Here is a 15,071-nt window from a genome sequence, read left to right as displayed (position 1 = left end):
TAAATATTAGTCCAGAAGGCTGTAGATCTGAATGCTCTCCACCTTGGCATCCTTGATATGAAATGACATTACATCCACATAATTGGATGGCTCGTAACGGAAGTCATCCTCCTCATTAGGGGCTCCATCACCAAGCAGTTTCCCCTCAGGGTAGGCGTTTTTGAGTGTATCCAGGCTATCTCCTGCTTTAATGTTTCGCACTGTCGCGTACTTAGGATCTGTAATTTCGATATGAAAGATGGAGTCTTGTTTCCCCTCCGGTATACTGATTGTTTTAATCTCCAGACCAGGATACGTATAAACCTTTTCTGTAAAACCGATTAACGTATCCATGTTTGTTCCATCGCCGGCACTGTACGTATGAGATTTCAGGTTATCCGGTTTGCCCAGCATCTGTTCCATCTGATCTTCATTCGCTGTATCCGAAATCGCAATGGTGTGCTCATTATAGACAAAAGCAAGCTCCTTCAGCACCACATTGCCTTCCTTCTCCATCGAACCTTCCTTAATAGCTTCAGCACTCTGTCCTTCCGAATTTTCTGAAGCAGGCGCAGTAGAATTTGATGCTCCTTCGCCTTTGGCCTGTTCGTCGGGCGTGTTTTTTTCAGCCGAGTTCTGCGCCGCTTCAGGCGACTTGGCACCATTGGACTGACAGCCCGTCAGTGCCATCGTGAGTAAAATACTCAGCAGGATAACAGCTGTAGCTTTGTTTATCAATTTCATCATGATCCCTCCATAAATGTGTGATTTCTTCTTATGAAGTGATTATAAAAAAAGCATTTGTTAGTCTCATAACAGAATTGTATTAATCTTGTAACGCAACTATTTACGCGCGTGTTTACGCACGGGGTAACACAATCGTAACGGTCGTCCCTTCCCCGATTTGACTTTCCATGTCGATATATCCATTAAACCGCTCTACAATCTCTTTGCAAATAGAAAGTCCAAGACCTGAACCGTTCGCTGTGCTTGCATTTTTCGCCCGGTAAAAGCGTTCCTGCACTCTCTCCAGCTCATCGCCCGCGATACCGATACCTTGATCACGTATCCGTATAACTACCTCGTTTGGCGTATGTGTAAGCTTCAATTCGATTAGCGATGGACTGCCTGAATATTTGATGGCATTGTCCACAAGGTTGGCGATCGCATGGGACATCAGCATGGGATTCACGTTGGCGTGGACTCTCGTCAGAAGCTTATCCTCCGGTTCCGCCTCCCTGAACATAATCTCGATTCCTTTATCTTTGGCCTTGGCACCCATACTCGTTGCGACTTGCTGAATCAGTCCGTTCATTTCCGTCTTCCGGACTTCCAGGTCGTTAGAACCAGCCTTGTCGAATCGAGATAGCAACAACAGTTCATTAATCAAGCGCGTCAGCCGATCCGATTCCTGCAGCAGATGAGCATAGATTTTTTGCAGCTCCTTGTTCTCGTTCTCCCCTTCAACCAAGTATTGAGAGAAACCACGAATGGCTGCCAGGGGTGTTTTTAACTCATGAGATACGTTGGAGACAAATTGTTTCTGGTACTGAATGTAATCATGAAGCTGCCGCCCCATGGAATCCAGCCCATCTGCCAGCATGCCCAGCTCATCCTTCCGGTTTAGATGAACTCTCCGAAACTCCTGTCTAGAGAAACTTTGCGCTGCGCCAAGCAACAGCTTAATCGGCTTGGTTGTGTTGCGTGCAATCCACAGACTGGATAACGTAATCAGTATAATAAATCCGCCTGCACCCGCAAACAGGATGTAACGGATTTGATCCATAATCGCATAAAAGTAGGAAATGTCCTCCACGAACTCATACACATAAGCGTTTTGGTAGTATTGATCCTGAATGGGAGTGGCAAAATAAAGCAGATGATCTTCCGTTACGGTGTAGGCATAACTGCCGCTAAGGGCTTTCTCGATATTATTATCAAAAATAAGAGGTTTGCCATCATTAACGATGATGCCATCCACAGCCAAGCCCAGCAACTGCTTGGAGCTATCATAGATACGTACTTCCTTGCCTGAAGCTTTCAGCTTCTCCAAAGCAAGTCTGACGATTTCTTTTGTCTGCGGTTCTCCTGTCGATGATCTATGCTGTGCCAACACCTCACGGAAGGACAACTCGGACAAATCCGCCTTCTCCATCATCTGTTTTTCAATGGTAATGAAGCTATAGTAATCGATGGCTTTATTCACTGCTAAAATGATGATGCCAAAGGACAGCACGGAGAAAAATAAATAATTCAGCAGTAACCGGGTTGCATACTTCAGGCCTCGCCACCTCCAAGTTGATAGCCAAATCCATAGATCGTCCTGACATACTTCGGTTCGTCCGCATTATCCTCCAGCTTCTTCCGTAATCGCATGATGGTCATATCCACGCTGCGACTGTCTCCCATAAAGTCATATCCCCATCCGATCTGCAGCAGCTCATCCCGGGTAAAGATTTTGTCTGGCCTTTTGAGTAGCGTTTCCAGAATTTTAAACTCTTTGGCCGTTAAAGACACGGGTACATCGTTTTTCAGCACCCTTCGGCTTTCCAGATCAAATGTAAGCTCTTCATGAATAATGCGTGTAGATTTCACTTCTGTTCCTTCACTTGATTCCTCCTTGCTCTCGTTTCTTCTCAGAATCACCTTGATCCGAGCGAGCAATTCACGATTGTCAAAGGGTTTGGTCATGTAATCTTCCGCCCCTAGCTCTAGTCCCAACACCTTGTCGATTACTTCATTTTTGGCAGAGAGCATGATCACAGGAACGGCACGTTTCCCGGTGATTTCCTTGCACAGGTCATATCCGGAGCAGTCAGGCAGCATCAAGTCAAGCACAACAAGGTCCGGCCCAAAAGCATCCAGCAGCTGCAGGGCTATTTTACCGTTTTCAGCCGTTTGAACGACGTAGTTTTCTCTTCTCAGTACGAGCTCAATTAAATCTCTGATTGCGACTTCATCGTCAATGACAAGTATTTTCTTCAATGTGCACCCCTTCTGCCCTGTTCCCCAGCTTGAATCATAATATACCCTCATCTTAGCACAGACACTTTAGATTCCTCCACCAACTGATTCCACTGTGCCCAACTTAACTTGTAATAAACCCGAAGAAAGGAGAACAATCCATGGATCTGCTCTGGGTACTCATAACATAAGCCAGTTTTAATGTATCTTTCACGAGCGATTCTTCTATCAATTCAGATTGGTAAGCAATCCTGCCCGTTACCTTAATGAAATTGCATGGAAACATAGTTAGACGCTTATCTAATCGGTTATCGGCTCATGTTCATCGTCAACATTTGAGCAGCTAAAGGGATATAGAAACAGCGGCATTGTAGGACACAAATATCCTAGAATGCCGCTGCACGTATTCCGTTATTATAACAATGCATCTTCTCTGCAGTTCCGAAGGAGTTAATGTACAATGAGGACTGGGCAACTTGATAGCTGTGAAACCTTGTGGCTGACACTACCAAGCATCATTTCTTTTATGCCCGTTAGCCCACGACTTCCGATAATAATAAGTTGCTGTTCGGCATCCCTTGCATACTTTAATATTTCATGTGCAGGATCTCCCTTAAGATGAACTGTTTCCGAGTTAATCCCCGCAGATTTTAATTTAGATTTGGCTTGTTGCAATTGTTCCAAACTCGCTTTCTCCATTTCGTTCAGTATATCTTCCAAGAAATTCTCTGGTACATATGTCATGCCATTCGGCACATATTCCTGGATGACATTAACCAAGGTAACTTGAGTTTGTTTGTTTCGGACTATTTCAACGGTTGCATCGAGGAGTTTGGTTGTTATTTCAGCTTTATCAATGGCCACCATAATTTTGTCAAACATATTTATCATCCTTTCCGTGGCAGCTCGTAACTAGTTCGGCTACCTACAAAACGGTTTCTTGCTGCTCCTATACCAACTAAAAAGAGTACGATCGAAGCCCCGAGCAGAATGAAAAGTGGCAGGTTCCAACTATTTGTCGCATCATGCAGATATCCTATAAGGGCTGGACCGATTGCGGCAAGAAGGTATCCGATCGATTGGGCCATGCCAGATAATTCCGCTGCTTGATGCGCATTTTCAGTGCGCAACCCGAAAAACATCATGGACAAACTAAAGGCGAAACCTCCACCAATTCCGAGTAGGATGATCCACAACAGAATGATATTGGAGTTTCCGTAAAGAAGTCCGAGCGTTCCCGTCAATAGCAAAATGGTTGTGATGACCACTAACAAACGTTGACTAGACATGCGCCCGGCAATAACGGGAACAATAAAGGTAAATGGAAGCATCGCTAACTGCATGATCGAGAGGTACCATCCTGATTGGTTGGAGGCAATTCCTTGCTGCTTTAAAATTTCAGGCAACCAAGCGATCAACACATAGAAAACCATGGACTGTATACCCATAAACAAGGTTATCTGCCAGGCAAGCGGGGATCGCCAAACATTCACATCGTAGCTGACCATCCTTTGACTCGTCGTGGCTGTTTCCTTCGCTTGATTTCTTAATTGGGGTAGCCAACAGAGGATCGATACAAAGCTTAGAATCCCCCATATTCCCAAAGCTCCCTGCCATTTTAGACCTGCGTTCACGGCTAGAGGAACACTGATTCCCGATGCGATTGCTCCACATAAATTCATTGAGATGGAGTAAACACCTGTCATGGAGCCAATTTTATCTGGGAAGTCCCTTTTGATTATACTTGGCAATAATACATTACATACGGCAATTGCGAATCCAAGAACTGCTGTCCCAATAAACAGATTAACTGCGCCAGATAATGAACGTATTACAATACCAGCAGTCAGAAAGATTAGGGCAATCAAAATGACACGCTCTACCCCATATCTTCGTCCTAATTTTGGTACAAGAGACGATAATAAAGCAAAGGCGAGCAAGGGTACCGTTGTGATCAGGCCTGCTAATGTATTTGAAATATGAACGTCATCCCTTATAAGACTCACTAAAGGACCGACTGAGGTTAAGGGAGTACGTAAATTAGCTGCAATAACAATAATGCCGAGAATGATCAGCCCTATAGAGGATTGCACGAATTTTTTATTATGTTTTTTCGGCATTCTTCTTTTCTCCTTCCAGAATTCATACTAATTATTCTTTTCTATATGAGAATAACATCCGCGCGAACAATAAAAGTATATTATAATATATTAAATTTAACAATAAATATTTTAAGATATATTAAATCTTATCTAAACAATAAAAATACAACTCTGAATTCCCGCCATGGATTCGGAGTTGTATTTAATAAGTGGATTTTTCGACTGTTAGAAACCATATTTTAAGGATATATGGAGCACTGTTTCGCTATTCGTACGATTGGTATAAGAGTGAGGACAATCTGCACGAAAACTGATCGTATCATATTGATTCAATGTATAAATCTCTTCATTGACTTGAATTTCAATGGAGCCAGTCATTACTGTCGCGATTTCAGTTGTATTCACATGATGACCTTCGGGGTGATACGAGCTATTTGGCTGTAAGTATGCCCGACACATTTCAATATCGTTGCTTTTAAAGACTGGTTCAATGATCCAATTTTTTTCATCATTAGAAAACCGTAATCCTTCGCTTGCTCGATATAAACTAACAGGGTTATCTGATCTGAACAAAGCCAATAGCGGTAAAGATATGCCTTTTGAAATTTTCCATATAATTGCCAAAGTTGGATTTGTCTCGCCACGTTCGATATTTCCCAGCGTAAGTTTGCTTACGCCCGTTAATTCCGCTAAGTCGTCTAAGGTCATGTTTTTTTCTTTTCTGTACTTTTTCAATGCACTGCCGATTTGTAATACCATTTGTTTTGATTCATCGACTTCATCCATTTAAAATTCACCTCAACTAATACTTTATAGCTAGTATATTGTTTATTTAGACTCTTTTCCATATGAACCACGTGTAAGCCCAGTGGATTTCCATACTTTCCTTACTTCCATATAGCTATGTAACTCTGTCTATGTGGAAATCATCTTATCTCCGCTGGTTCTTCTTTCGTCATTGCTCATTATGCAGATGCTTACAACGGAACAAAGATTGAAGATTCAATGGCTATTAATGTACCGATTATCTGTAAAAATATGATACACGGGGCACGTAAATTTATAGTCACCGACAACATTTGGCCTAATCGCCACGATCATTCGATTTATCACACTCTCCTTCTCATTAAACCAAAAAATAAAAAGCCGCTGATTATTTTTAACGGAGACATAGCACATAGACTCACCGTTTTTTCCCGGCTACCGCCACCTTAACCCAGCCAGAAAATTAGGCCAACCAGAAATCTCACTCTCTGGATGGCCTAATAATACGAAGCCGCATATAATGCGACCTTTATGTTCTTGTCGTCCAACTTAAATGCTTAACAGTAATTGATATTCATCAATATTTGTTCCACTCCATTTTATATAACAATGCATGAAAGGGTTATCCCTGATCAAATATATCCATCTTTAATAAGAAGATCAGCTGTACTAGTTATCAATAGCAAGGGGGAACAAATGGGCCTTTCCCCGATACGACGCCCGGTGGCGTATCGAAAATATAAGGCGGTGCAGGTGGAAGATGAGGAGCGGGAGCCAGCGGTTTCGGATTTGGTACGTAGTTGAATTCGCCGCATCCATCCGGACTCGGACCTTTTGCCCAACGTCCCAACGTGCTATCTTCACCCATCGAAAAGTTAAACAGCGTGTAAGATACCTCGCGCTTCTCTAGTCTTCGGGGGAATGTGCTTGGAACGACTTTGCCTTCCTTCTCTTCGAGCTCGGCAATTGCTGCCATCCATTGATTTTGGTGCATCGTATCCCGTGCTAGCAGCCAAGAAAGCATGTCTCTTACACCACGATCGCTCGTTTGCTCGTACAAACGCGCCACTTGAAGCCGTCCTTGGGACTCGGCATTTAAGTTTGCCCTAAAGTCAGCCAATAAATTGCCACTGGCGATCGTATACCGAGCATTCCATGGATAGCCGACACTGTCGGTTGGCGTAGCACCCAATCCCGATACGATTGCATGCTGAGGATTCATGCCGCCGAGTACGGCTGCTAAAACCGGGTTTTTGGCCGCTTCTTCCAAATCTCCCGCTGGAGCATGGTCCAGTAGCCTTGCAATCATTGTCGCGAGCATTTCGACGTGTGCAAGCTCCTCGGTTCCTGTATCCATTAAAAGGTCTCTGTACTTTCCGTCCCCTCTCGTATTCCAACCTTGAAATAAATACTGCATCGCTACGGTAATTTCACCGAATTGTCCCCCGAGAACTTCCTGGAGTTTCTTGGCGTATAATGGGTCGGGTCTTTCGGGCTTCGCATGATACTGCAATTCTTTGATATGAAAAAACATTCCTACATCACTCCTTGACAAATATGGGCGTTTACCCTCAGCATTATATGCTCTGTCAAAGGATGAGTGCAGCAGTTCATCCATTCTCTGGTTCATGAGTTAGCTTAACAAGGTGCTCGCACCAGACATTAATAATTACTTAATCGGCCAAGTAATCAAGTTCTTGAAAATTCGGCAAAGCCTATAAGTTCTTGCCATTGAGTTAGGACAAGAAGTTGTGTACTTAAAATCATTACCACTCTTCCATTAGGTGGTTTGCTCTTGGGTATAACTCCCTGTTGCCAAACTGCGCCTAAAGGCGCCAAATCTTGCTTACTAAAATACACATACTAAGACAAGGCTGCCGTTTATCAGCGGCAGCCTTGTCTTGGTGCAATTATTGAAATATCGTCTCTAGATAGCTCAGTGTACTGCTTCAGTAATGGATGATTACTTTATTTTTGCATATATGTACGTGTCCCTTAATTCGCTTCCATCAACAGACAGATCTTCATTCCTAATAACACCTTCCAGATCAAACTTCAACCTTTCGGGAATCATCTTGCTTTTAGTGTTTTTAGTGTCACAACGTACCTCTAATCGATTTGCATTCAGGTGATTAAAAGCAAAATCAGCGATACCTTGTACAGCTTCAGTCATGTAACCTTTCCCACTATACCTAGTATCAATCCAGTAGCCGATCTCAAACTTTCGAACTTCCCAGTCGATGCTGTGTAAGCTTGAGGAGGCTATAAATTGCCCGGTATCCTTCAAAAATACAAGTAGCCTTAGGTTTTCTCTACTTAGGAATTTAATATGTGCTTCTCTTATTCCAAGTTCTGAATTATACTCGGTATGCTTATCCTGGGCCCATTTCATCCAAGGCTTCAACTCTTCAATGGAAGCATTAACAGCTTCACATACTATCTTGCCATCACCTGGTCTAGGCATTCTAATTAGTAGACGCTCTGTAAAAAACTCATCCGGAAAATCAATCATGATAGAATTCATAGACAACCTCTTTTACTTACAATATACAAAATAATCCAATTAATTGGTAGTGCATTTTCCATGGCTAGAACCACGTTAAACTGCCCGTTAGCTTAATAAAATTGCATGGAAACAGAAACATAGTTAGATAAACATCTAATCGGTAATCGGATCAAGTTCGTGTCCTTTTCAGCTCTTTAGCTGCCTGAGAGGAATAGAAATGCCTTGAACGCTTTGGAAATATAACTCTTCAAGTAAAAGCAACGGCCTCATACAAATGTAATAATCCAATCCATTCACATGTCAAGTAATATTGAAATATTAGTTACATGTAACGTATTCTTGCTAATGCGAACAAAGCCGAACTATGATAATGCATAAAAAAACTCCCGTTTAGCTACAGGAGTTTTTATCTTATCTTATAGTTTTTCCACTATCATTATCTTTCTATTTGTCGTTTTAAGGAAGAATTGATTATCATACACACCAATTATGATGATAGTCAAAGAGTAATCTACAATATTTAGCTATACTTTTTGATATAACCGTTTTAAAGCGTTCCGATCCACTTTCCCATTTGCATTAAGCGGGAGAGAATCCAAGAAATCAAATTTCGCCGGCAGCATATAAGTGGGGAGCGTCTTCGCGCAGTAACTTCTTAAGTCGCTTGGAGGCGTTTTTAGTTTTTGATCATGAAGCACCACAAAGGCATGAAGCAGTGGCAATTGCCCTTCTTCTACGATGACGCTTACCTGATTGATAGCAGGGTGGGACATCAACTTACGTTCCACCTCTTCTAATTCGATTCGATTGCCCAACACTTTCACTTGGTTATCCGTTCTGCCAACATAATAAAAATCACCAGCCTCATCTTGATATGCCAGGTCGCCTGTTTTGAAGATCCGTTCTCCCGAATCGGGCCATAACGGCAGAGGAATAAGCCGCATCTGGGTTAATGCTTCGTCCCTCCAATAGCCTGAGAACAAACACGGGCTTCTTAAATATATTTCCCCAACGACATCCGGTTCCCGTATGAGAGCACCTTCTTCGTCTATAAGTAACATTTCTGCATTATGCATTCCCGCCCCAATCGATAAGTTGGTTAACCCTTCCGGTATGGGAATTTCGATATTTTTGAAAGAGCATCCAATGGACTCGGAAGGTCCAAAGGCATTTATGATCCTTGTAAGGCAAAATAAGGATTGCAACCTTCTCAAGTCGTCAATCGGAAAGTATTCTCCGCCGTACATGATGCTAGAAAGATGCATGTTGGAGTTGGATATCGCATTGTTGTCGGCATATTCCAGAATGCTTTTCCACATCGATGGGACGGCATTCATTTGATTGACCTGATGCCGGTCAATGTATTCCAAGAAACGCCTCGGATGATACACAAGCGAGCGCGGGACATGAACGAGTGTACCCCCACTTCCTAACGCAAGGCCCATATCCAAAATACTGAAATCAAATTGCAAGGGAGAGATCGATCCAATTCGAGTTTTTGCCGGTAAATCGCAAAAGTGTATCAATCCATCAAAGAAGGATAGGACTGCACGATGACTCATCATAATCCCCTTAGGTTGTCCGGTGGTTCCAGATGTAAATATGATATAAATCAAGTTGCTTTCTAGCAGCCTCATTTCTTTTCGATTGACCTCAGGTTTTGTACTAGAATCTGTGATGATTACATCCTTGTCCAGGTAGGCACAAATTAAGTGTGGGTGTTGGGAGAAGGATCGAACTCTCTCTTTTTGAATATGCAGCCTTGCTTCGGTCTTTGATATAATGGATTCTATTCGTTCTTGAGGAGTATCAGGGTTCACGGGAATAAATACAAGCCCTTGAATCGAACAAGCAATGATGAGAGCAACGGCTTCAGGACAAGGTTCAAATTCCAAGATGACACGGTCCCCGATCGAAAGACCAATCCCTTCCAGGATTCTTGCATACGCTTCCGATTGTTTTGTTAGTTGCGAATACGTCCACTCTGCATGATTTGATATAATCGCGAGCTGATCAGGAATTTTGGATGACAACTGCAAAAAATATTCGTGTAAGAATCGGGGTTTAGAAAAATCCCGCATATTTTCCCTCCAATGTTCTTAGTTAGTTTCATAAGAAAATTCGATTCCAGGTGCTAAGGCAGCACTCGAGGGGACTCTTTCAATATGGGTAGAACCTCGTATAATTCTGTGAAGAAAAATTTGCCCACTCCCCCTGCAGTGTACGAATTCATAAGGTTGATTCCGTCAGCAAGGTCACACATCTCTCGGCAATGCTATCAGCGAGATATACAATAAGTTCAAGACTATTGATAAAGAAATAAGTCCCATTCGCAATATGGCCAATTGCACAAAGGGTAGAATTCACGCGGTCATCTTTACTAATTACGGAGCCGGATTCGAAATCAACCCTTATTCCCCCATTGATATCTTCGGTTACATAGCCTCTCGCCAATAATTTTTTTAATAATCCATTTTTGGAAACGTCCATCGAAGGCCCGGTCGTGTTAATTATGTGGTCGCACGTAATCTGTTGATGGTTTTGGAGTTTAACGTAAAACTCTCGTTCCCTTTTCTGTATGGATTGTATGCCGCCTAATATTTGAAGTTGCTTTGACCTGAGCAGGCTGTATATTTGGCTTGCGTTGATCAATGGAATAGGCGCCTTTTTGTTGATATAAGCGGATTGATATTTTTGTATAAAAATCTGTTTGTGTTCGCCGGGAACGTCCTTCCAAAATCGATTGGTCACAGCATGAATCTCGCATAAAATCTCATACCATGGATTCTCCGTCACACTCTCATTTAATTTTGCTCTAAAGCTTTCCAGATGATCGTGCCGTTCCGCTTTATTAAATAAGATTTCCCGCCAATCGAGTTCAGCAGCCTTAAACTCCTTTCGCAGTAACCGAACGGCATGCCGCAAACCTACGTAGCCATCTTTTTCAAGGGAACAATTCAAGTTATCGGAAGTATAAAATTTTGTTTTGTAAGGTCCGTCTTGCCCTCTAATGGCGGGTAGCTTTCCGTTTCTTGATACCATGAAAATTTTACCTTCATGACCCTTGAAGCGAAGCGCGAGAGCCATATCAACGGCCGCCAGACCCGAGCCAATCATCGTTACCGTTTCTTTTTTCTCTATGTTTTTTAATGTCCTTTTCGCTGGGTATGGACAGTGGATATATCCTGATTCCCCCATCAGCTGATAGTGGTCATCCGGTTTCATGACGCCTATCGCAAGTAAAACAAAATTATAATCGAAGCGTTGTCCATCTTCCGTAATAATCTCGTACCTACCATTGTCCCGTTTATGGATATCTATTACTTTTTTAAAAATGATTTCACACGGAATGTAGTCTTTTCCCCGCTCTATGGTCGAATAAAGTGTTTCTGACAGATATTCTCCAAAAACCCTCCTGGGAAGAAATTCACTTTCCATATATAACCGCCAGTATTCTTTTTTGTGGTACAACCATTCTTCGAAATCTTTTGCATTCCTAGAGCAAATTGACATGGCTTGGGCGGGTACGTTTATTCTTATACAGTCGAAGTCGTCCTGGTAAGGCAACCCCGGACCAGCTATGTTCCCTTTCTCAAAGATGGTTAGCTTGACCTTTTTAATTTTTTGATCCATGACGCGATTAACTAGCGACTTTACAAATGAAACAGTTGCTGAGCCTCCTCCTACGACAGCAACCGAATATGTGCCTGAAGTATTTTGTAGAGGCTCGACCAGTTCAAGAGCAGGCATGGATTTCTCATCCTTTCTTGTGCGAATATCGATAGTAAACGGGGCGCGTCAACTGAAACTTACTAAAACAGCAGACAGGACCCGAACGAACTTAAGGATGCTTAGTCATCAATGACGGGTAAAAGCGATTGAAAGATGTTTGTAGCCCTGCATGAAGTTGGAGACGACCCTTGGGGGAACTTCATGAACTTCCGCCAGGTAGCGACGATTAAGGATTTCGCCAAACAAGAGCTTTAGTTCTAACCGAGCTAAACCGGCACCGAAACAATGGTGGGGCCCAGCCCCAAAAGTTAAATGTCGATTGGGGCTCCGGCCAATGTCAAATTTATATGGGGATGGGAAGACTTCTTCATCCCGATTGGCCGAAGTGGTCCATAACGTCACGGCCTGACCGCTGTAAATCGTTTGGTCTCTGATTTGTATATCCTTTGTGGCCACCCTCATGACGTGTACGTTGGGAGTCGTCCAACGTAATATTTCTTCAATGGCGCTTGATAGTAATGTGGGGTCTTGAAGTAAACGTTCCCATTCCGTTGGATGCCTAATGAAAGCGATCAGCCCACCGGCCGCAGCGTACTTTGTCGTTTCGTTACCACCCATTAGAAGAACGAAACAGTTAAGTGCAATTTCCTGGTCGCTTAGCCGCACCCCATCCTTTTCGGCTTGAATTAATCGACTGATCACATCCTGAGCAGGATTCTGTCTACGGGAACGAATAAGATTGAGAAAATAGCTCAGTATTTGCGTATGAGCCGTCGTGAGCGATTTTTTTACCGAATCCTCTCTTCTGAATTCCGGATCCTCCCCGGTGACTGCAGCCCTGCTAAGATCCGCCATTAGTTCCCAATCTGTACTAGGAACTCCCAATAACTCACAAGTCACAGCAACTGGCAATTTAGCCGCGACATCCTCTACAAAGTCAAATACTTCACCCTCAACAACCCTATCAAGCAGTTTGCAGATAATGGCATGGATTCGCGGCTCCATTTCCGCCACCGTTTTCCGGTTAATCGCAGAACCAAGCAAAGCATATAGCTGTGCATGGCGTGGTGGATCCGTCACGTTGATCATTCGACCGGCCGCAGGATCCCGTTTTCCGTGCAGACGCAACATGTTACCATATTCCGAACTTAGAGCTTTTGTATCTTTCCACGCGTTCAAAATATCATGATACTTGGTTAATGCCCAAAACCCGCTTGAGCCAGAAGTGGGATTCCAAAAGACCGGCGTGTATTGCCTTAGAGCAGCAAAATAGGAATCAATCTTGCCGCTTGCAAACAACTCAAGGTCTGTTAAGTCAATATCAGCCAATTTCAAATGAATCAACCTGCCCTTCAAGTGAATAAAATTAGTTAATGTCGGCTTCCGGACTAATCTGCATTACTTGGAGATCCCAAGTCATGAAGCTCCCTATGAATCACTTCAAACAATTGATCTGCCTCTTCGAACAAATAAAAATGATCTCCTGAAAATCTATGGAAGATACAGTTGTTGCTAAGCGACTCCCACTTGTGTACAAAGGGCTTGCAGAACTCATCTTTCATGCCGTAGAGCACGACAAGTCTGCATGGATTTTGCAATGGAACTTCGCCGTCCGCACTCTCCAAAAGGCGCAAATCACGTTTGATGACAGGCAAGAATAATTTTAATAGTTTCTCATTCTCCATGATTTCCCTAGGAATGCCGCCTAATTCTCTAAGCTTCGGAACCAGCTTTTCGTCACTTAATGCATGAATGGTTTCAAGGTCAGACGCTCTGTTAGGCGTTGTAGACGATATGAAAAGTACCCTTGGATATGTAAAGCCTCGACTATGCAATCTCAAACATACGTGGTAAGCCAAAATACCGCCTAAACTATGTCCAAAAATGCTAAACTCATCCGAAACATTGAATTTCATCATCTGATTAATGATATCTTCAACCGCTTCGTCAAACGATGGATAAGGCGGTTCAAGCAATCGGCTTCCATGTCCGGCAAGATCAATTGGAATAACACGCATTCCTGTTAAGGAATCTGCCCAGGAACTAAATACTTTTGAACTTCCACCGGCATACGGTATACAAAATAGGATCAAGCGCTCACCCCTAAATAACGACTTCGATGACTTTTCAGACTCTTCCTGCTAAGACTTCATAGATGACGATATGCAGTAAATCCATGGCCGCGGATTAGTTAAATTTGGGCGTTTAGCTGAGGGAGCACTACTTTTTCATAAATCGTCTTTAGTGTATAGAAATCGGACAATTCAAATTGTTCAATCGGTAATTCTCTTGCAGTGATAGCTTCTATTTTCGAGATCAGGACGGTCAAAGCCAAAGAATCTACGCCGTGTTCAATGAGGTTATCTTGTTCGTTGATCAAGTCGGTATCGTTTACTCCTAACTGAGCTAGTTCGCTTTTTAAAATTGAATAGAAGACGTTTCGATCCATATATGTTCCTCCTGATTAATCAAATAGAATTTCATCCAACTCCGGACAACAAAAATTGCCCGCTGTTGGATGTATAAATTGGGAAGTTGGTGCAGAAAGTGGTGCTTTGGGAAGCAGAAAACTTCTCAATCATGAGTCTGAGTCTTAATTGGCTACCGCTTCAACGATCGAAATGTAGAAACCCGTGTTAATGATGCGCGTCACCCTTAAGTCAGCTTCAGCGAACAATAGGCGGAGCTCCTCTTCCGTACGTTCACGACCTTCGTCATAGATCGTCATACTAATGAGGTCAAGGATCTTACCTGTATGCGGCGTATTCCCCGGCGGAATGACAGGATCCATCACCAGTACCCGGCCGCCAGGAGCCATAGCCTCTCGGCAGCAGCGTAAGATACGAATGGCTTCCTCGTCATGCCAGTCATGCATGATGTACTTAAGCACGTAGATGTCTGCCTTAGGGACCGATTCGAAGAAATTCCCTGGCGCGAGTTCCCAACGGTCATCGGCACCAAGTTCCTCTAGTCGATTCCTTGGTAAAACATGTGGTCTATCGAACAAAATCCCGTGCAAAGTT

Annotated in this window: 14 protein-coding genes; all 14 read right to left on the bottom strand. The window is 43.1% G+C overall.

The window, feature by feature from the left end; genetic code table 11:
* Positions 1-6: 6 nt before the first annotated feature.
* Positions 7-726, bottom strand: coding sequence for a hypothetical protein (locus tag DP091_RS27620; protein WP_258394712.1), 720 nt, complete (start codon positions 724-726; stop codon positions 7-9).
* 112 nt (positions 727-838) lie between these two features.
* Positions 839-2,185 carry a sensor histidine kinase gene (locus DP091_RS27615; RefSeq protein ID WP_258394711.1) on the bottom strand — a complete coding sequence of 449 codons (1,347 nt, stop codon included), beginning with the start codon at positions 2,183-2,185 and terminating at the stop codon, positions 839-841.
* A gap of 71 nt (positions 2,186-2,256) precedes the next feature.
* Positions 2,257-2,964, bottom strand: coding sequence for a response regulator transcription factor (locus DP091_RS27610; protein WP_113061273.1), 708 nt, complete (start codon positions 2,962-2,964; stop codon positions 2,257-2,259).
* A gap of 429 nt (positions 2,965-3,393) precedes the next feature.
* The gene (locus DP091_RS27605) at positions 3,394-3,825 is read right to left on the bottom strand and encodes a universal stress protein (protein ID WP_113061272.1); all 432 of its coding nucleotides are present in this window, start codon (positions 3,823-3,825) and stop codon (positions 3,394-3,396) included.
* A gap of 5 nt (positions 3,826-3,830) precedes the next feature.
* A complete protein-coding gene (locus tag DP091_RS27600) occupies positions 3,831-5,063 on the bottom strand; it encodes a CynX/NimT family MFS transporter (RefSeq protein ID WP_113061271.1) in 1,233 nt (410 codons plus the stop codon).
* A gap of 207 nt (positions 5,064-5,270) precedes the next feature.
* A complete protein-coding gene (locus DP091_RS27595) occupies positions 5,271-5,831 on the bottom strand; it encodes a helix-turn-helix domain-containing protein (RefSeq protein WP_113061270.1) in 561 nt (186 codons plus the stop codon).
* A 655-nt stretch (positions 5,832-6,486) separates the two neighbouring features.
* Entirely contained in the window at positions 6,487-7,344 is an 858-nt protein-coding gene (locus DP091_RS27590; protein ID WP_113061269.1) for a manganese catalase, read from the bottom strand.
* A 429-nt stretch (positions 7,345-7,773) separates the two neighbouring features.
* A complete protein-coding gene (locus tag DP091_RS27585) occupies positions 7,774-8,334 on the bottom strand; it encodes a GNAT family N-acetyltransferase (RefSeq protein ID WP_113061268.1) in 561 nt (186 codons plus the stop codon).
* Positions 8,335-8,840: 506 nt separating this feature from the next.
* Positions 8,841-10,397 carry an amino acid adenylation domain-containing protein gene (locus DP091_RS27580; protein WP_113061267.1) on the bottom strand — a complete coding sequence of 519 codons (1,557 nt, stop codon included), beginning with the start codon at positions 10,395-10,397 and terminating at the stop codon, positions 8,841-8,843.
* 148 nt (positions 10,398-10,545) lie between these two features.
* Positions 10,546-12,066, bottom strand: coding sequence for an FAD/NAD(P)-binding protein (locus DP091_RS27575; protein WP_113061266.1), 1,521 nt, complete (start codon positions 12,064-12,066; stop codon positions 10,546-10,548).
* A gap of 108 nt (positions 12,067-12,174) precedes the next feature.
* Positions 12,175-13,383 carry a cytochrome P450 gene (locus tag DP091_RS27570; RefSeq protein ID WP_220091186.1) on the bottom strand — a complete coding sequence of 403 codons (1,209 nt, stop codon included), beginning with the start codon at positions 13,381-13,383 and terminating at the stop codon, positions 12,175-12,177.
* A gap of 53 nt (positions 13,384-13,436) precedes the next feature.
* Complete coding sequence (locus DP091_RS27565) at positions 13,437-14,141, bottom strand: thioesterase II family protein (RefSeq protein WP_113061264.1); 705 nt, start codon at positions 14,139-14,141, stop codon at positions 13,437-13,439.
* 98 nt (positions 14,142-14,239) lie between these two features.
* Positions 14,240-14,497 carry an acyl carrier protein gene (locus DP091_RS27560; RefSeq protein WP_113061263.1) on the bottom strand — a complete coding sequence of 86 codons (258 nt, stop codon included), beginning with the start codon at positions 14,495-14,497 and terminating at the stop codon, positions 14,240-14,242.
* Positions 14,498-14,641: 144 nt separating this feature from the next.
* The coding region (locus DP091_RS27555) for a methyltransferase (protein WP_258394710.1) at positions 14,642-15,071 on the bottom strand (430 nt) is incomplete at its 5' end.

Origin of the sequence: Paenibacillus sp. MDMC362 (assembly GCF_003269305.1) — a bacterium.
Classification (GTDB): domain Bacteria; phylum Bacillota; class Bacilli; order Paenibacillales; family Paenibacillaceae; genus Paenibacillus_AQ.
Note: the sequence above shows the minus strand (reverse complement) of the source record. Positions and strands in the feature narration are given on the sequence as shown.